At 44.7% G+C, this 17,991-nt stretch carries 20 protein-coding genes and 1 pseudogene; 16 read left to right on the top strand and 5 right to left on the bottom strand.

The window, feature by feature from the left end:
- The 16 genes and pseudogenes from PHH59_RS03150 to PHH59_RS16885 form a co-directional block, all read left to right on the top strand.
- Positions 1-187, top strand: a 187-nt coding sequence (locus PHH59_RS03150; protein WP_300011072.1) for a hypothetical protein, incomplete at its 5' end; no start/stop codon positions are given.
- Positions 177-317 carry an AlpA family phage regulatory protein gene (locus PHH59_RS16895; protein ID WP_366904486.1) on the top strand — a complete coding sequence of 47 codons (141 nt, stop codon included), beginning with the start codon at positions 177-179 and terminating at the stop codon, positions 315-317. The genes PHH59_RS03150 and PHH59_RS16895, both read left to right, overlap by 11 nt.
- Positions 318-333: 16 nt before the next feature.
- A complete protein-coding gene (locus PHH59_RS03145; protein WP_300011069.1) occupies positions 334-615 on the top strand; it encodes a hypothetical protein in 282 nt (93 codons plus the stop codon).
- Positions 616-826: 211 nt separating this feature from the next.
- Positions 827-1,336 (top strand): YqiA/YcfP family alpha/beta fold hydrolase, encoded by a 510-nt coding sequence (locus PHH59_RS03140; protein WP_300011066.1) that lies wholly within the window; start codon positions 827-829, stop codon positions 1,334-1,336.
- Positions 1,337-1,965: 629 nt separating this feature from the next.
- Entirely contained in the window at positions 1,966-2,628 is a 663-nt protein-coding gene (locus PHH59_RS03135) for a recombinase family protein (RefSeq protein ID WP_300011063.1), read from the top strand.
- A 109-nt stretch (positions 2,629-2,737) separates the two neighbouring features.
- Complete coding sequence (locus tag PHH59_RS03130; protein WP_300011060.1) at positions 2,738-3,043, top strand: hypothetical protein; 306 nt, start codon at positions 2,738-2,740, stop codon at positions 3,041-3,043.
- Between the two features lie 33 nt (positions 3,044-3,076).
- A complete protein-coding gene (locus PHH59_RS03125; RefSeq protein WP_300011057.1) occupies positions 3,077-4,030 on the top strand; it encodes a metallophosphoesterase in 954 nt (317 codons plus the stop codon).
- Between the two features lie 76 nt (positions 4,031-4,106).
- Positions 4,107-5,684 carry a type I restriction-modification system subunit M gene (locus PHH59_RS03120; protein ID WP_300011054.1) on the top strand — a complete coding sequence of 526 codons (1,578 nt, stop codon included), beginning with the start codon at positions 4,107-4,109 and terminating at the stop codon, positions 5,682-5,684.
- 19 nt (positions 5,685-5,703) lie between these two features.
- Positions 5,704-6,087 carry a DUF2281 domain-containing protein gene (locus PHH59_RS03115; protein WP_300011052.1) on the top strand — a complete coding sequence of 128 codons (384 nt, stop codon included), beginning with the start codon at positions 5,704-5,706 and terminating at the stop codon, positions 6,085-6,087.
- Positions 6,084-6,527 carry a type II toxin-antitoxin system VapC family toxin gene (locus tag PHH59_RS03110; RefSeq protein ID WP_300011049.1) on the top strand — a complete coding sequence of 148 codons (444 nt, stop codon included), beginning with the start codon at positions 6,084-6,086 and terminating at the stop codon, positions 6,525-6,527. Before PHH59_RS03115 ends, PHH59_RS03110 begins: the two co-directional genes overlap by 4 nt.
- On the top strand, positions 6,524-7,732 hold the full coding sequence (locus PHH59_RS03105) for a restriction endonuclease subunit S (RefSeq protein ID WP_300011046.1): 1,209 nt from the start codon (positions 6,524-6,526) through the stop codon (positions 7,730-7,732). The genes PHH59_RS03110 and PHH59_RS03105 overlap by 4 nt, the downstream gene beginning before the upstream one ends.
- A 22-nt stretch (positions 7,733-7,754) precedes the next feature.
- The gene (locus PHH59_RS03100; RefSeq protein WP_300011043.1) at positions 7,755-7,991 is read left to right on the top strand and encodes a hypothetical protein; all 237 of its coding nucleotides are present in this window, start codon (positions 7,755-7,757) and stop codon (positions 7,989-7,991) included.
- Positions 7,969-8,208, top strand: coding sequence for a PIN domain-containing protein (locus PHH59_RS03095; RefSeq protein WP_300011040.1), 240 nt, complete (start codon positions 7,969-7,971; stop codon positions 8,206-8,208). The genes PHH59_RS03100 and PHH59_RS03095 overlap by 23 nt, the downstream gene beginning before the upstream one ends.
- On the top strand, positions 8,195-8,371 hold the full coding sequence (locus tag PHH59_RS16890) for a PIN domain-containing protein (RefSeq protein WP_366904480.1): 177 nt from the start codon (positions 8,195-8,197) through the stop codon (positions 8,369-8,371). The genes PHH59_RS03095 and PHH59_RS16890 overlap by 14 nt, the downstream gene beginning before the upstream one ends.
- Before the next feature lie 5 nt (positions 8,372-8,376).
- Complete coding sequence (locus PHH59_RS03090) at positions 8,377-11,220, top strand: type I restriction endonuclease subunit R (RefSeq protein ID WP_300011037.1); 2,844 nt, start codon at positions 8,377-8,379, stop codon at positions 11,218-11,220.
- A 366-nt stretch (positions 11,221-11,586) separates the two neighbouring features.
- Positions 11,587-11,712: pseudogene (locus PHH59_RS16885) on the top strand (PmeII family type II restriction endonuclease); the annotation flags it as partial.
- A gap of 202 nt (positions 11,713-11,914) precedes the next feature.
- On the opposite strand, the gene kdpC reads toward PHH59_RS16885, so the two are convergent.
- The 5 genes from kdpC to PHH59_RS03065 all read right to left on the bottom strand — a co-directional run bounded on the left by kdpC (position 11,915) and on the right by PHH59_RS03065 (position 17,744).
- On the bottom strand, positions 11,915-12,490 hold the full coding sequence (kdpC, locus tag PHH59_RS03085) for a potassium-transporting ATPase subunit KdpC (RefSeq protein ID WP_300011035.1): 576 nt from the start codon (positions 12,488-12,490) through the stop codon (positions 11,915-11,917).
- 121 nt (positions 12,491-12,611) lie between these two features.
- A complete protein-coding gene (kdpB, locus tag PHH59_RS03080; RefSeq protein ID WP_300011032.1) occupies positions 12,612-14,684 on the bottom strand; it encodes a potassium-transporting ATPase subunit KdpB in 2,073 nt (690 codons plus the stop codon).
- A gap of 49 nt (positions 14,685-14,733) precedes the next feature.
- Complete coding sequence (gene kdpA, locus PHH59_RS03075) at positions 14,734-16,551, bottom strand: potassium-transporting ATPase subunit KdpA (RefSeq protein ID WP_300011029.1); 1,818 nt, start codon at positions 16,549-16,551, stop codon at positions 14,734-14,736.
- A complete protein-coding gene (locus PHH59_RS03070; RefSeq protein ID WP_300011026.1) occupies positions 16,544-16,639 on the bottom strand; it encodes a potassium-transporting ATPase subunit F in 96 nt (31 codons plus the stop codon). Before PHH59_RS03070 ends, kdpA begins: the two co-directional genes overlap by 8 nt.
- Before the next feature lie 571 nt (positions 16,640-17,210).
- Complete coding sequence (locus PHH59_RS03065) at positions 17,211-17,744, bottom strand: gamma carbonic anhydrase family protein (protein ID WP_300011022.1); 534 nt, start codon at positions 17,742-17,744, stop codon at positions 17,211-17,213.
- Positions 17,745-17,991: the final 247 nt, after the last annotated feature.

Here is a 17,991-nt window from a genome sequence, read left to right as displayed (position 1 = left end):
CCGCTTTACCTGGGTTTCTTTGAGTTTGTGCATAATGTCAGGCGGCGTGGGCGGGCATTATTGGGTTCGCTCTTGGATGCTTTGTTGCAACCAATGGCATGCCCTCAAAACCCACTATGAGCCTTTTAATTTAGCCAGAAAACCTATTTATAAAGTAATTCGTAGATCAAAAAGCAATTATCAATAATAAATTCCCACATCAAATTAAGCTAGGTTTACGTTGTGTGGCTGGGTCTAGCCTTGACATTCAAAATTGGATTGATGACTTTATGGCTAACTCAATAACATACGCTTCACTTCTTCCTTATAGTTCATAAATTTATAAATGACGCTATGATCAGTAAATTTGCTAACGTGCCAGTAGATCAAGACACGACAATCATTGCTCAATGTGAGTCAAAATTTGATTGTTATCCAGTCTTATATCAAAAATGGATTTGGGATGGCATAGCTGCTGAAAGCATTATTTTTGCCAATGAAGACATTCCAGATTTAACTGATGAAGAGCTGGAAAATGAGGTGAAAAGTTCGCCAATATTCAGAGAAAAGTCACAAATCACTATCAAAAAAACAGATGGCTTTACGTTTGTGAATTTTAATTTTGATGTGCTGTAGTCTAAATTTATCGTTGTGAAGAAACATTTTATCAACAGACAATTGATTTTTCCCATGATCCCGTGAACACTAGGTCAAGAAAATAATCTCTACAATCGACTAGCTCAGTTGGTAATAATTTGGGTATTGTTTTTTTTACCATCCCCAGACTTTCAATAGAAAATACTGAACATTTTACACCTCCTTCAATTAAGTAATCACGCTTGTTTATATGAAAGTATATTTTTCGCATGGAAAAGAAAGCGGGCCTTGGGGCAGTAAAATAACTAGGCTTGCAAAGGTTGCCAAAGATCAAGGCTACAGCGTTGACAGTATCGATTATTCGGGCATTTCAGATTCAGACCTTAGAGTTGATCATCTATTAAGCATATTAAAAGATGCAGAGGAAGATTTCTTGCTGGTGGGTTCAAGTATGGGAGGCTATGTTTCTTTGGTAGCTTCGGAGCGTGTCAATGCAAAAGGCGTATTTTTATTAGCACCTGCCCTTTATATACAAGGCTTTAAAAAGCAAGCCTATACTAATAGCAAAAACGTAGAAATCGTACATGGCTGGTCTGATGACATTATACCGCCTGAAAACTCGATTAAATTCGCAAAACAAATTGACTGTACACTGCATTTAATTTCTGGAGATCACCGCTTGAACTCTTCCATAGAGATTGTTGAAAAACTATTTTCGCAGTACCTCGTCGATAAGATACTTGCCAAGCGTCCCACTTAAACCCTCAGCACACACGCCTTACCGTAAGGGCTTAGTCAAGGCTCTCTCAAAAATGAATATGAAAGTATGAACTTGATACTTTCAAAGTTAGAAAAATCGTATATGTAAAACTTAGAGTCATTTCTTTGGTGGTTTTAAAAACTAAGTCATTGATTGTAAATAACAATAGAGAAAGTTATCCATATCTCTTATATAATAGAAATAAGGACAACTTTTTCTACATTATTCTGCTTTCGAAAAATTGAAAAATATTTATTCTATGGATGGCAGTCTTGACGCAAATCGAACTTGTAAATTTGCTGCAATGTGGCGATTTTATTGAATAGTAAAAAATACAATAAAAACATAGTATTGCGTGATATTTTTTAATATTTCAATCATTTATTTTTCTGAGTAATGATTAGAGAGCGGTTAAGTTGAAAATTTATCAAAACTGTTTTTTAGGTATTTAAAATCAATAGTTTATAAGGGTATATTTTGCTAACTTACACAATTGAGTCAATTGTTGTCCGTTGAATTTTTATCAAAGCTACTAACCACACGTTACATAGCAATATTCTTTGCACACCTGTATAATTGACTACATATTAAACGAATGTATTTTAATGTAGTCAACTGGGATTCAGGTCATGGCAAACGGTAAATTTATCGCTTATCACAGGGTAAGCACACAGAAGCAGGGTTTGAGTGGGTTAGGTCTTGAAGCTCAAAAGCAAACTGTTTTAACTTACCTGAATGGCGGTAACTGGGAACTGGTTCAGGAGTTTTTAGAGGTAGAAACGGGAAAGGGTGCTGACGCATTAGATCGCCGCCCACAATTGAAAGCCGCTATTGACGCTTGTAAAAAACAAAAGGCAACGTTAATCATTGCTAAACTGGATAGATTAGCTAGAAACGTTCATTTTATAAGCGGGTTGATAGAAAGCGGGGTTGACTTTGTTTGTGCTGATATGCCGCAAGCCAACAAAGTAATGTTGCAAATGTACTCAGTGATGGCTGAATGGGAACGGGATCAAATCAGCGCACGGACTAAAGCAGCATTGCAAACGGCAAAGGCAAGAGGTGTTGTGTTGGGTGCGTCTGGCATGGCTAATCTAAAGCCAAACATTGAAGCCCGTCAAAAGTCAGCCGATGAATTCGCCAACAAGTTGAAAGGCATGATCGAAGGTATGAAGGCGCAGGGATTATCTCAACGCGCCATGTTGGGGGAATTAAACGGCTTGGGTATCAAAACTGCTAAGGGCGGGGAATGGTCGTTGGTTCAGTTGCAACGAGTCATGGCTCGGTTCTAATCTTTGCCAGTGAAATTGTTCATTAGCAAATGCGCTTGAACTTGTAAAAGCTTTTGGATTAGAGGTAGGGCAGTCAATAACTGAAGGAAATTGTGTAGTCATTATTTTATTGAGTAAAATCACTACAAAGAATTTAAAAACTTTTGAATTTAAAATGGTTACAAATGCTTATGATTTTTTAGTAACTATCTGTATTAAAAAAGGAAAAAGCCATAATTCTAAATGGCGAGATACATTTATAAAATATTTTGAATGTTCTGGTGAAGTTTTTGAAGACCATGATGATTGCTTTCACTTGGCTTATTTAATAGACGATATGCTTTGCAATGAGGAAAATGATTTAACATTGAAAATGTCACAAGATAAATTTTACTCTGGTACAACGTTACATTACCCTGAAGGTATAAGTGATTAACAGACTTTGCCAATATCAAATAGGTCGAGAAATATGAATTACGACATCATTGGCGACATCCACGGACACGCAGAAAAACTTGCCAACCTATTGGGTTATTGCAAAAATAAAAACGGGGATTGGCATCATTCTGAACGACAGGTTATTTTTTTAGGCGACTTCATTGATCGTGGACAGCATCAATTAGAAACAGTCAAAATAGCCCGTGACATGGTGGAAGCTGGAGCGGCTTTAGCTATATTAGGAAACCATGAACTCAATGCCATCGCATGGCATACGCCCCACCCAAAACGAAAAGGGGAATTTTTACGCCCACACCCTCCCCACCAATCAGGTGATAAAAATCGTGATCAGCATCAGGCTTTTCTAAACGAAGTTGAACACCTGCACGACACCCATAAAGACATTATCGAGTGGTTTCAAACCCTGCCACTTTGGCTTGACCTGCCTGGAATTCGGGTGGTACACGCATGTTGGCATCAGCAATACATGGATTTTCTAAAACCCCATCTTGCTCCTGATGGCACAATTCCACAGGCATTGTTGCACGACGTAACCAATGAGCCTGACAGTGTGGCAGAAGATGCTGCCATGCCTTCCTTATTTGAAGCAGTAGAGACATTGTGTAAAGGGATTGAAATAGCCCTGCCCACAGGACATTTTTTCCTCGACAAGGATGGCGTTAAAAGAACCAATACGCGGGTGCGTTGGTGGGATAAATCCGCATTAACTTATCGTCAGGCTGCCATACTGCCTGATGAGGCAGAACGCGAAAGACTCCCTGACTCACCCATTCCAGAACAGGCTCGCTTGAATTTCCCAATCGATAAGCCATTATTTTTTGGACACTATTGGATGACAGGTTCGCCTTCTCAACTTTCCGAAAATGTTGCCTGTTTAGATTACAGTGCAGGAAAAGGCGGTGATTTGGTCGCCTATCGTTGGGATGGTGAAGCAACGCTTGATAATTCCAAGTTTATTTTTTAGTGCGCCAACCCAAAATAAGCAATAAATCGGGTATCATCCTTGCTTTGTCAAGAATAACCCATTCATCATTCCCCCCATGTCCGAAGAACAGCGTCGCCAGTTACAACAACAATTATGGAAAATTGCGGATAGTTTGCGTGGAAAAATGCACGCTGACGAGTTTCGCGACTATATGCTGGGCTTTATCTTCTACAAATACCTGTCCGAAAAAATTCAACGTTTTGCCAACACCATACTGGAAGAAGATGGCCTACAATTTACCCGCTTGGATGAAAATAAAACCGATGATAAGGAAATTATCGAGGCGGTAAAGGAAGCCACGGTAAAAGAATTAGGGTATTTTTTAAAACCCGCTGAAGTTTTCCATGCCATTGCTTTAAAAGGCATTAGCAAATCGGATACGGGCAGCAATTTTATTATTCCAGACCTGATCCGCATTTTTAAAAACATCGAACAAAGCACCCAAGGCACAGAAAGTGCTGATGATTTTAACAACCTGTTTGAGGACTTGGACTTAACCTCATCAAAACTGGGCAATAGCGAAAAAGCCAAAAATGAGCTGATTGCCAAAATTTTAAGCCACCTTGACCAAATCGATTTTCAGTTACAGGATGTCAACGCAGACGTGCTGGGCGATGCTTACGAATACCTGATAGGCGAATTTGCCAGTGGTGCAGGTAAAAAAGCAGGTGAATTTTACACCCCGCAACCCGTTTCGACCCTGTTAGCCAAACTGGTCACTTGCCAAAATAAAAAAATCAAAAACGTCTATGACCCCACTTGTGGCAGCGGTTCGTTATTGCTGCGGGTAAAACGCGAAGCGGCCCAAGACCACGCCATTAAAATTGTCGGGCAAGAACTTAACCGCACCACGCACAACTTGGCACGCATGAACATGATCTTGCATGACGTGCATTATGCGGATTTCGACTTGCGCCAAGAAGACACCTTGGAACATCCCCAGCATCGTGACCAACGCTTTGATGCTATCGTCGCCAACCCACCCTTTTCAGCCCATTGGAGCGCAAACCCGCTGTTTATGAGCGATGACCGTTTCAGCATATATGGCAGGTTAGCCCCCAGCACCAAAGCGGATTTGGCGTTTGTCCAGCACATGATCTACCACTTGGCAGACGATGGCGTGATGGCCTGTGTATTGCCACATGGCGTGTTGTTTCGGGGTGCAGCAGAAGGCCATATCCGCCAGACCATCATAGAACAGCTCAATTGTTTGGATGCGGTAATTGGTCTGCCTGCCAATATTTTTTATGGCACCAGCATTCCCACTTGCGTACTGGTGTTCAAAAAATGTCGTAAAAATCCAGACGATATTTTGTTTATTGATGCCAGCCAGCATTTTGAGAAAGTCAAAACCCAAAACAAGCTCCTGCCTGAACATATAGCCAACATCATCACCGCCTATATCAACCGCACCAACACGCCAAAATACAGCCAAGTCGCCCCGTTAGCGGATATTAAGGCCAACGATTACAATCTGAACATTCCCCGCTATGTCGATACCTTTGAAACTGAAACCGCGATTGATTTAAACGCGATAGCGGCACAATTGGCTGGACTGGAGCAGGCCAGTAAAAGCACCGATGCGACGATTGCAGCATTTTGTCTGGAATTGGGTATTAAACCACCGTTTTAATCGCTTTGAGGACAACAAAATGCACTTGGATGAACAACTACACCAGCACCTAGACTTATTGCCGATGGACTTAAAAGCCGAGGTTTTAGATTTTGTCTTGTTTTTAGAGCAAAAGCAGGAAAGGCAAGCGAAAGAACACTTAACAGCACTCATGTCAGTTATTCCCGCGTCGGTCAGCCTAGTGGATGAGTTGCTCGCTGATAGAAGACTGGAAACTGACAAAGAACATTCTTCACAAACACAAAGCTTAGTTGGGGCTTTGCAAAATACAGAATCACTGCTTATTGAAGAAGATAACACCCAAGAGCTTTTAGAAATGCTACGCAAAATTAAACCTGTTAAGTGTGAATATACCTCAGAGCAGATTGTAAGAAGCTTACGGGACGGGACAGCATTAAAGTGAAAAATAAAATCGTCTTGGATTCATGTGTTTTCAGTAAACAGTTTTTAAAAGAACAGGATAGCCATCAAGCAAAGGCGTTAATTGAAAAGTTGCTGATAGACAAAATTCATATCATTGTTCCGCAATTGTGGGTATATGAAGTTTTGGCAACGGTTAGTATTGGCAACTATTCGGCGATTGAAGTTTATGGGTTAATGATTAAATTGCAAAAATCACTGTTACACACGGTTGAATTAGACGAATATTGTGTCAATAAAATTATTGATATTTGTAAAACAGGTCATACAAAATCTGGTTTTCCTTCATTTTATGATTCAAGCTATCATGCTTTGGCAATTCTTAATGATTGTTATTTTGTAACCGCTGATAAAAAGCATTTTAGTAAAACTCAGCAACTCGGGCATATTGTTTTATTGAATGATTGGGAGACCGCTTTGTGAATGTGCCACGGTTGAGGTTTAAGGAGTTTAGCGGGAATTGGGAAGTTAAAAAACTCGGTGATATTGCCACTTTTTCAAAAGGCAAAGGAATTTCGAAGGCTGATATTGACAAAAATGGTAAAACGTTTTGCATTAGATATGGTGAACTTTATACGGAATATGGCGAAACTATCCATTATGTTAAATCAAAAACAAATATTCACGTTGATAACCTCGTATTAAGTGAAATAAATGACGTTATTATCCCAGCGTCAGGTGAAACACAGATTGATATTGCAACCGCTTCATGTGTTCAGGTAGCAGGGATTGCACTAGGTAGTGACTTAAACATCATAAAATCACAAGAAAATGGTGTTTTTCTTAGCTATTATTTAAATAATCAAAAGAAACTGGATATTGCTAAATTGGCACAGGGCAATTCAGTTGTTCATTTGTATTCAAGCCAATTGAAGTCATTGGATTTAAATATACCTGATAGAAATGAACAAACCAAAATCGCCAACTTCCTCACTGCGGTGGATGAAAAAATAGCCCGGCTCACGCAAAAAGGTGAATTATTGGCGCGTTACAAAAAAGGCGTGATGCAGCAGATTTTTAGCCAGCAATTGCGGTTTAAGGACGATGACGGGCGGGATTTTCCTGATTGGGAAGAAAAGAGTTTAGGTGATTTGACCCAAATATATGATGGTACACACATGACCCCAAATTATACAAAGTCAGGAATTCCATTTTATAGTGTCGAGCATATTACAAATAATAATTTTAAGGATACAAAGTTTATTTCTCGCGATGTTTTTGAGCGAGAAAATAAAAGAGTTAGGTTAGAAAAAGGCGATATTCTAATGACAAAAATTGGAGATATTGGTACACCAAAATATATTGATTGGGATGTTGAGGCTTCTTTTTATGTGAGTTTGGCTTTAATCAAAAAGTCGAATAAAGCCAGTTCCTTGTATCTAGCTCATTTCATTAGAACACGTTTTTTTCAAAATGAATTACACAAAAGAATAATCCATGTGGCATTCCCTAAAAAAATCAATTTAGGAGAAATTAGCAATTGTATGGTTAATCTGCCATGCCAGAAAGAACAAACCAAAATCGCCAACTTCCTAACCGCCCTAGACGATAAAATCAGCCACAACCAAACCCAATTGGACGCGGTAAAACAGTACAAACAAGGCTTGTTGCAACAGCTTTTTGTTTAATCCTTAACACAGGAATCACGCCATGATTCAAGACGACATTATCAACGAATTGCAATACATCCCCGAAACCCAGTTAAGTGAGCTTTATGAGCTTATTCATGCTTTTCGGCTTAAATTAAACAGTGAAAGCCGCAGAACAGCAGAACAGCAAACGTTGGCAGGGTGTTTAAAAGACTATACAAACGGCTATATTCCAACCGATCAAGCGATACAACAAGCTTGGCAAACAGCAACCCATGAAAAATATCACCGTTCTTGATACCAATGTCATTTTGCGCTATTTGCTCAATGACCATCCACAGCATTTTCTGCGGGCACAAGCATTTATGGCAGACGTTATCAGTGGAAAAATAACGGTGTATATTCCAGACAGTGTGCTTGCCGAGTGTGTTTATGTGTTATTAAAAGTCTATAAAGTACCGAAAGCCAAAGCCTGTGAGGTATTAATGGGGTTTTTTAGTAATGGGGTTTTTTAGTTATGCAGGAATCAGCCAGATTAATCGTGATATTTTAATAACCAGCTTACAATTATTTGCAGAACATAACGTTGATGTCGTTGATGCGATTGTTCATGCAACCGCGAAACAGCAGGATTGGGATGTTTTTAGTTTCGATCAGGACATGAAAAAATTTACTTAACTATTATGACTACCCAATCCGAAAACGCCTTGGAACAAGCCCTAATTGCCCAGCTCAAAGGCATGGAATACCAATTTGTCCGTATCGACAATGAAATCGATATGCGTGGCAACCTTAAAAGGCAATTGGAAGTTCACAACAGCGTTACCCTGAGCCATGCCGAATTTGAGCGCGTCTTAAACCACTTGAACACAGGCAACGTGTTCGATAGGTCAAAAATCCTGCGCGACAAGTTCGCCCTAAAACGGGATGGCGATGATACGGTTTACCTGAGCTTTTTAAACTGTGATGACTGGTGCATGAACGAGTTTCAAGTCACCCATCAAGTGACAATGGCTGGGAACTACAATAACCGCTATGATGTGACCTTGTTAATCAATGGCTTGCCATTGGTGCAAATCGAATTAAAAAAACGCGGTGCTGAGCTAAAAGTCGCCTTCCATCAAGTCAACCGTTACCAGCGCGATTCTTACGATGCTGGGGTTGGGCTGTTCCAGTATGTGCAGCTCTTCATTATCAGTAATGGGGTGAACACCAAGTATTTTGCCAATAACAGCAAGCAATCCTTCGAGCAAACCTTTGTTTGGACAGACAAACAAAATAACCGCCTGTCGGACTTGCACGAATTCACCGCTGAATTCTTGAAGCAATGCCATATTGCTAAAATGATTACCCACTACACCGTGTTGCACGATACCACAAAGGCGTTAATGGTGATGCGCCCTTATCAGGTTTATGCAGTGGAAGCGTTGGTCAATCAAGTTAAAAACAGTAACAATAACGCCTATATTTGGCACACGACGGGTTCAGGCAAGACACTGACTTCGTTTAAAACCAGCCAAATTATCAAATGCTTGCCTAAAGTGCATAAGGTGTTGTTCGTCGTTGACCGCAAGGATTTGGATTATCAGACCGCCCGCGAGTTTAACGCCTTTGCGCCCGGTTGCATTGATAACACCACGGACACCCATAAGCTGGTGGCGCAACTGAAGGATGATGGTTGCACCCTGATTGTCACCACCCTGCAAAAGCTCAATAACGCCATCCAAAACCCACGCCACTTTGAAAAACTTGAACAGTTGCAGGACAAGAAAGTCGTTTTTATTTTCGATGAATGCCACCGTAGCCAGTTTGGTGAAACCCATCAAAACATCAAACGGTTTTTCAGACAGGCGCAACTGTTTGGCTTTACGGGAACGCCTATTCTGGAAAAAAACGCCACGGGTTTAGCGACTACCGCGTCGTTATTCGACGAATGCTTACATAAGTACGTCATTGTGGATGCGATACGCGACAATAACGTGTTACGGTTTTCAGTCGAATATGTAGGCAAGTATCAAAAAAACAGTGCCAACGAGCTGGATATTGAAGTCGAGGCGATTGATACCAAAGAATTGTTGGACAGTGAAAAACGCTTGGAAAAAATCGTTGATTACATTCTTGAACATCATCCGCAAAAAACCAAAGCCCCAGATTTTACCGCGATGTTTTGCGTGAGTAGTGTCGCTACCCTAATCCGCTATTACGAACTTTTCAAACGTAAACAGGCAGGCATCAGCAAACCCTTAAAAATCGCCACCATTTTTAGTTATGCAGCCAATGAAGAAGACCCAGAAGCTAATGGCTTGAATGGCTTATTGCCAGAAGAAGCCTTGGAAATTCCCACAGGGGCGCAGATCAATACATCCCGCCGCGACAAATTGGATGAATTCATTGCGGATTACAATGGGCTATATGGTACGAGCCACAATATCAAGGATAGCCAGAATTTTTACTTCTATTATCAGGATATTGCCAAGCGGGTTCGTTCGGGGGAAATTGATATTTTGCTGGTGGTGAATATGTTCTTGACGGGCTTTGATAGCCCACGCCTGAACACGCTATATGTCGATAAAAACCTGAAATATCATGGGCTGGTACAAGCATTTTCACGAACCAACCGTATCCTGAACGAAAAGAAATCACAGGGCAATATCGTTTGTTTCCGCAACTTGAAAGATGCCACCGATGACGCGATTGCCTTATTTTCCAACAAGAACGCCAAAGAAACCGTATTAATAAAACCTTATCAAGAATACGTGCAGGATTTTAATCAAGTGGTAGTAGCGTTGTTAAACACCGCGCCCACGGTGCAAAGCGTCGAGCAATTGCCCAGTGAAAATGAGGAATTGAAATTTATCACCCAATTTAGGGAATTGCTCCGCATTAAAAATATCCTGACCACCTTTGCGGATTTCGCCAATACCGACTTGAGTTTGCCAGAACAGGCTTTTGAAGATTACAAAAGCAAATACCTCGACCTGCACGACAAAGTGAACAAACGCAAGCAAGCGGGTGAAAAAGCTTCGATACTGGAAGATGTCGATTTTGAATTAAGCTTGATTCATCGGGATGAAATCAACGTCGCTTATATCTTGGCGTTGTTGCAAAAATTGGGCAAAGACGATACCGAAAGTACCAAAAACCAACGTAAGGAAATTATCGACTTACTGACAGGTGAAGTGCAGCTACGCAGCAAACGGGTGCTGATTGAGGCGTTTATCGCGGAAAATTTGCCAAACCTCAACGCCAATGAAGACGTGGCGAATGCGTTTACTGAGTTTTGGGCGTTACAACAGCAAAAAGCCCTAGACGAATTATGCAGCCAAGAAGATTTGAACCCCGAAAAACTAACAAAATTGTTAGCTAATTATGGCTTTACCAACCGACTGCCCAAAGATGAAGAAATCATCAATGCGCTGAATTTCAAGCCCAAGATATTACAGAGAAAACCCATTCTCGAACGGGTCAAGGATAAGATAACCATTTATATTGACACTTTCATTGAAGGCTTGGGTGGGAGTGTTTAATATTTTAAGATTGACAGTAGACGCTGAGAAATAATAGACAAAACATAAAGAAACAATTAAATATCAAACAGATAATGATAAAAGGATGACCGATAAAGAGAAACAGCAATTTTTGATAAATTGTCTTAATTGTTGGCCTTGCTGTAATTCGTATTGTGGTAATCCTACCAACTCCTTGGAATTAATCCCAATCTGTTATTGGCTGTTATTTATTTCATAAGGGTAGTCCTGCAATCGGAATGATAATAGATTTGTCAATAAAATATTGCGATGACTGTACGCCTTGAAGTACGGGCATTCGACCCAATAAATCGGTAGGCTTGACTTTTTACAAATCATTCCGATTACAGGACTACCGACTGTTGTTATGGCCGGGACAACAAACCCGATAAAGGTGACTATTTCAAATACTGCGGTCAAACCTTTTGGGAATTTGTCTCTGGAAATAATGAACTGTTTACCGAAATCATCGAGCCGCTTGGATATGACGCAAAGGAAAACAACGATGAATTTGTCAAATCTTATGCACAAATGCTTAACAAATTCACCAAGACCTTTGCCAACGGTTTTTGCAAAGACAGCGGCGAAATTGATTGGGATAAATTGGTTCGATTTAATTCCGCCGCCGTCAAGCTAACTCAGGACGACTAGCAATGCCTGATTCTCCTATCTTAAATCAAGGCATTGGCATCGTTTAACGCAAAACATCCAACGCTAGGTTTAACGCCAGCACATTAACTCTGGGCTCACCAAAGACACCCCATTGCCGCGCTTCAGTATGGTTTTGCACCAACTCCCTAAGCTTTTCTGGATTAATCTTACGCGCCTTAGCCACGCGGTTGATTTGATAATCCGCCGCCGCCGGACTGATATGGGGGTCTAATCCGCTACCTGATGCGGTGATCAAATCAACCGGAACCGGATTTTTATTTTCGGGGTCGGCGGCTTGTAAAGTGGCAATACGGGCTTTGACGGCATCCGCCAAAGCCGGATTGGTCGGTCCTAGGTTCGAGCCACTGGAAGCCCCGGCATTGTAAGGGAAAGGGCCCGTTGCAGAAGGCCGTCCCCAAAAATGCCCAGGGTCGCTGAATGCTTGCCCGATCAAGCTGGAGCCTATCGTCTTGCCGCCGCTATCCGTCATCAGGCTGCCATTGGCCTGATTGGGAAACAACAATTGCGCCAGACCCGTCACGATGGCGGGATAAATAACGCCCGTCAACACCGTCAAAATTGCAAACAAAATAACTGCCGGTTGTAGATGTTTAATCATTTTCGATCTCTAAAAGTAGGGTGGGCACCAAAAGCAGGCACTTTAGGCGACGCTTTTCTGCCCACCGATTATCAGACAAAAGGCGGGCAAAAAAGCGTCGCCCACCCTACATTTAAGCATTTTAAGCCAGGCCCAGCGTGACCAGAACCAGGTCTATCGCCTTAATGCCGATAAATGGGACGATCAATCCGCCTACCCCGTACACCAGCAAATTATTTTGCAACAGCGTGGCGGCCCCGACAGGCTTGTATTTGATGCCTTTTAAAGCCAAGGGAATCAATGCCACGATAATCAAGGCATTGAATATGACCGCCGACAAAATCGCGCTGGCGGGTGTCGCCAACTTCATCACGTTCAGTACATCCAGCACCGGATAGGTGGTGGCGAAGGCTGCTGGGATAATGGCGAAATATTTGGCGACATCATTGGCGATGCTGAACGTGGTCAAAGCACCGCGCGTCATCAGCATTTGCTTGCCCGTTTCGACAATTTCAATCAACTTGGTCGGGTTGGAATCCAAATCCACCATATTGCCCGCTTCTTTCGCGGCTTGCGTACCGCTGTTCATCGCCACCGCAACATCGGCCTGCGCCAGTGCGGGGGCGTCGTTGGTGCCGTCCCCTGTCATCGCCACTAAACGCCCTTCCGCTTGGTATTGGCGGATCAGTTTCAGCTTCGCTTCGGGTGTCGCTTCGGCGAGAAAATCATCGACCCCCGCCTCGGCGGCAATCGCGGCGGCGGTCAAACGGTTGTCGCCGGTGATCATGATGGTCTTGATGCCCATTTGCCTAAGTTCGGCAAAACGCTCCTTGATGCCGCCTTTGACAATGTCCTTCAACTCGATGACACCCAACACACGCGTGCCTTCAGCCACCACCAACGGGGTGCTGCCGCGCCGCGCGACATCATCGACCATTTTCGAAAGCTCTGGCGGAAACTTGCCCCCTAGCTCCTCAACATGGATACGAATGGAATCAGCGGCTCCCTTGCGGATCTGCCGTCCTTCAATATTCACGCCGCTCATACGGGTTTGGGCGCTGAAATGTACGAAAGTGGCCCCTAAAGATTGCACGTCCCGTTCCCGAAACCCGTATTTCTGTTTTGCCAAAATCACCACGCTACGGCCTTCCGGGGTTTCGTCAGCCAGTGAAGCCAACTGTGCGGCATCGGCGAGTTCCCGCTCGGTCACGCCCCTCACGGCTAAAAACATGGAAGCTTGCCGGTTGCCCAAGGTAATCGTACCGGTTTTGTCCAGCAGCAATACGTCAATGTCACCCGCCGCTTCCACGGCCCGGCCCGACGTTGCGATGACGTTTTTTTGCATCATCCGCCCTATGCCAGCAACGCCGATGGCGGATAACAAACCGCCGATAGTGGTCGGGATCAGGCAGACCAGCAAAGCCACCAGCACGGTGATCGTGATCGGTTGCCCTGCACCTGAAGCCGCTACCGCGTACAGGGAAAATGGTAGCAAGGTCACGGTCGCCATCAGGAACACCAGCGTCAACGCGACCAACAAAATAGTCAAGGCGATTTCGTTAGGTGTTTTTTGCCGTTTCGCACTTTCGACCATAGCAATCATCCTATCCAGAAACGCTTCACCGGGGTTGGCGGTAATACGCACCACCAACCAGTCCGACAGCACCCGTGTACCGCCCGTTACCGAGCTGAAATCGCCGCCCGATTCGCGGATCACCGGCGCACTTTCACCCGTGATCGCGCTTTCGTCCACAGACGCAACGCCTTCAATCACTTCGCCGTCGCCAGGGACAAAATCCCCCGCTTCGATTAAAACCACATCGCCACGCCGTAGGCTGGAACCGGCGACTTTGGAATAATTGGCCCCATAACGCGGCTCATCGAGTTTTTTCGCGGCAATATCGCGTTTGGCACTGCGTAAAAACGCCGCTTGCGCTTTGCTACGCCCTTCGGCGACCGCTTCGGCAAAGTTGGCGAACAACACCGTTCCCCATAACCATAAGGTAATCGCTAAAATGAACAGAGCCGGATCCTTGCCCTCGCCATTCAGGGCCAGCACCCAAAGCAGGGTGGTCAGCATACTGCCCAGATAAACCACAAACATCACCGGATTTTTCCATTGTTGCTGCGGGGCCAGTTTACGGAAGGAATCCACCAGGGCTGTGCCAAGGATTTGTGGATCGTATAAAGACATAGTAGTAGATTTGTTACTCATGAAATTCTCTCACATGTATTCAGTAGTAGGCGCATTAGGCGGCCCAACATTATTTAGCCGATGCAACGCCGATCATTTGCAGATGCTCGACTATCGGCCCCAAGGCTAATGCCGGAATAAACGTCAGCGCACCCACCATCAGCACAGTACCAATCAATAACACAACAAACAGCGGCGTATGCGTCGGCAAGGTACCAGGACCGGTCGGCACAATCTTTTTCGCCGCCAGTGAACCGGCGATAGCCAGCACCGGCACCGCCAGCCAGTAACGCGAGAACAGCATCGCCAGACCCAGCATCGCGTTATAGAACGGCGTGTTCGCCGACAAGCCACCAAAAGCACTGCCGTTATTGTTACCTGCCGACGAGAACGCATACAGCACTTCGCTGAAACCGTGTGCGCCCGGGTTAAAAACCGAGGATTTGCCGACATCGACCATGACGGCGAGCGCAGTGCCGCCCAAGACCACCAGCGGCGGGATCAAGATAGTGATAGCCGCCATTTTCATCTCGTAGGCTTCGATTTTTTTGCCCAGATATTCGGGAGTACGTCCTATCATCAAACCGGACACAAACACCGCAACTATCGCAAACATAATCATGCCGTACAACCCCGAACCCACGCCGCCGAAAATCACCTCGCCCAACTGCATCAGCCACATTGGCGCCATGCCGCCGATAGGGGTGAAGGAATCGTGCATGGCATTGACCGAACCATTGGAAGCCGCCGTGGTAACGACTGCCCACAACGCGGAATTGGTAATGCCGAACCGGGTTTCCTTGCCTTCCATATTGCCACCGGTCTGATCGGCGTTTACCGACTGATCGACGCCCAATGCCGCCAGCGCCGGATTGCCGCTTTGCTCGGCCGGTACCGCAACAAAAATCAGCGCGACGAACACCAGCGTCATCGCCGCCAGAATCGCCCAACCTTGGCGGGTATCGCCCACCATCATGCCGAAGCTGTAGCACAATGCGGCGGGGATAAGCAGGATAGCCAGCATTTCCAGGAAGTTGCTCAACGGGGTCGGATTTTCCAAAGGATGCGCCGAATTGACGTTAAAGAAACCACCGCCGTTAGTGCCGAGTTGCTTGATAGCCACTTGCGAAGCGGCAGGCCCTACCGCCACCGTTTGCTCTTTGACTTTGACCGTTTCCATCACTGGCTTGCCAGCGGCATCTTGCAAGGCCACACCGTCGACACCCAGTTTAGGTTGTTCGTAACTGACCGTTTCAACCAGCGATACGCTTTGATAAGGGCTGAACGTCTGCACCACGCCTTGCCCGACCAGCACCAATGCTAAAACCAACGACAGCGGCATCAAGATATATAAAGTGCTACGGGTCATATCCACCCAGAAATTACCGATAATATCGGCTTTGCGGCGGGTAAAGCCACGGATCAACGCAACCAGCACCGCCATGCCCGCTGCGGCGGAAACGAAATTCTGCACGGTCAACCCCAGCATCTGGGTCAGGTAACTCATGGTTGTTTCACCGCCGTAGCCTTGCCAGTTGGTATTGGTGGCGAAACTGGCGGCGGTGTTGAATGACGAGTCAGCGCTGACGTTGGGCAGGTTTTGTGGATTAAACGGCAAGAAAGCTTGCCAGCTTTGTAACGCGAATACCGTCAAGAACCCCAACAAGTTAAACACCAGCATGGCGATGGCGTAATCCATCCAACGCATCTCTTGTTTCGGGTTTACACCACTTGCCCGATAAATCAACGCTTCAAACGGGGCCAATACACGATTCAACCACACTGGCTCGTCTTCATAGACCCTCGCCATATACCAGCCTAGCGGTTTCGCCAAAGCCAGCAGGGTGATTACATATAACGCGATTTGAAAAAAACTGTTGCTAGTCATCAGACAACTCCGGATAAAACAGCACGGCAATCAGATAAACAAAAACCACCAGCACCAGCACGCCACTTAATAAATACATCCAGCTCATGATTGCCCCCTTAAAGACCCACAGGCATAAACCAATGCGACGGTGACGGCAAAAAACACCACCGTCAATAACAGAAATACACTACTCATAAAAACCACCCCAGATAAAACGGCCTAAGCCTACCGCTGATTCCAGCATCGTTGTCTTAACATCAGTGTGCAGTCTAATTTGAAACAGGGTAAAAATTCCGTAAAGATTTGAAGCTTAGGAATGTGCATGAAATAATTTCCGCACCGGCTCGTCAGACCTGTCAGGTTTTGATACCCTCTGGGGCACAAGAAACCTGACAGGTCTTGATCCGCGAATTTATTCCATGCACATTCCTTAATTCAGATATTGCCAAGGCAATGACCTTGGAACGGGGAAGGGACAAATTGCCTATCACAGAAAACCAGTGCCACCGAACCAGTAAGTTCGGCGGAACTGGTTACGGTATTTTTCGCACTGCAAATGTAGCCAATCGTTTTAATAGACATCTTTCCTAAATAGTTTTTCTCTATTTATTTCAGTAGGCGCTTTAGGCGACCCGACCTACCTGAGCTAAGTAGTGCTGTGAGGGCTTTTTAACTATTTAACCCTTTAGTAAGTACTTGTTTTTCAAAACTACATAATGCGCCGCCGAATATTCCAGAAACTCCCGCTCCGATTCAGCCAATGGACGCGCTTGTTTCGCTGGAGACCCGACATACAAAAAACCACCCGCCAACTGTTTCCCTGGCGGAACCAAAGCACCCGCACCGAGCATGACATAATCCTCCAGCACCGCGCCATCCATGATGATCGCGCCTATGCCTATCAAGCAATAATCGCCAATCGTGCAAGCATGGACGACCGCCCTATGCCCTATCGTCACGCCCTTGCCTATCGTCAACGGATGGCCTTGCGGCGAGAATTTTCCGGCATGGGAGACATGCAGCACCGCGCCGTCCTGGACATTCGTCCCCGCACCAATACAGATACGCTCCACATCACCACGAACTACCGTGGTGGGCCACACCGACACATCATCACCTAAAGTGACATCACCAATCACCACCGCGCTGTCGTCAATATAAACCGACGCACCCAACTGCGGATATTTGTCTTCAAACGTTCTTACTGGCACACCAACCTCTCTATTGCATAGGCTACGACTGCCTGCCCTTTGAGGTCCGCGCAGTCGTCATATTGCCGACATGTGTTGTGTTCATTCTACAACTGGCGCGGGTTTGAAGCCCGTTCCAGTTATAAGTTTATACAAAAAGCCGAAAAAAATGTGAACTATTCACACGGTTACAAAATTGTCAAGCCTGTGTACAATGTGCACCGGGCAGGCCAAGATGGCCGCGCCCCTATTATTGTCCAACTTTCCT

Origin of the sequence: Methylovulum sp., assembly GCF_028687615.1 — a bacterium.
In the GTDB taxonomy this organism is placed as follows: Bacteria; Pseudomonadota; Gammaproteobacteria; order Methylococcales; family Methylomonadaceae; genus Methylovulum.
Note: the sequence above shows the minus strand (reverse complement) of the source record. Positions and strands in the feature narration are given on the sequence as shown.

Bases quoted from the DNA above. Each gene is read 5' to 3' on its own strand.
- PHH59_RS03145 (WP_300011069.1), top strand. From the start codon at position 334: ATGATCAGTAAATTTGCTAACGTGCCAGTAGATCAAGACACGACAATC.
- PHH59_RS03140 (WP_300011066.1), top strand. From the start codon at position 827: ATGAAAGTATATTTTTCGCATGGAAAAGAAAGCGGGCCTTGGGGCAGT.
- PHH59_RS03135 (WP_300011063.1), top strand. From the start codon at position 1,966: ATGGCAAACGGTAAATTTATCGCTTATCACAGGGTAAGCACACAGAAG.
- PHH59_RS03125 (WP_300011057.1), top strand. From the start codon at position 3,077: ATGAATTACGACATCATTGGCGACATCCACGGACACGCAGAAAAACTT.
- PHH59_RS03120 (WP_300011054.1), top strand. From the start codon at position 4,107: ATGTCCGAAGAACAGCGTCGCCAGTTACAACAACAATTATGGAAAATT.
- PHH59_RS03115 (WP_300011052.1), top strand. From the start codon at position 5,704: ATGCACTTGGATGAACAACTACACCAGCACCTAGACTTATTGCCGATG.
- PHH59_RS03100 (WP_300011043.1), top strand. From the start codon at position 7,755: ATGATTCAAGACGACATTATCAACGAATTGCAATACATCCCCGAAACC.
- PHH59_RS03095 (WP_300011040.1), top strand. From the start codon at position 7,969: ATGAAAAATATCACCGTTCTTGATACCAATGTCATTTTGCGCTATTTG.
- PHH59_RS16890 (WP_366904480.1), top strand. From the start codon at position 8,195: ATGGGGTTTTTTAGTTATGCAGGAATCAGCCAGATTAATCGTGATATT.
- PHH59_RS03090 (WP_300011037.1), top strand. From the start codon at position 8,377: ATGACTACCCAATCCGAAAACGCCTTGGAACAAGCCCTAATTGCCCAG.
- kdpC (WP_300011035.1), bottom strand. From the start codon at position 12,490: ATGATTAAACATCTACAACCGGCAGTTATTTTGTTTGCAATTTTGACG.
- kdpB (WP_300011032.1), bottom strand. From the start codon at position 14,684: ATGAGTAACAAATCTACTACTATGTCTTTATACGATCCACAAATCCTT.
- kdpA (WP_300011029.1), bottom strand. From the start codon at position 16,551: ATGACTAGCAACAGTTTTTTTCAAATCGCGTTATATGTAATCACCCTG.
- PHH59_RS03070 (WP_300011026.1), bottom strand. From the start codon at position 16,639: ATGAGCTGGATGTATTTATTAAGTGGCGTGCTGGTGCTGGTGGTTTTT.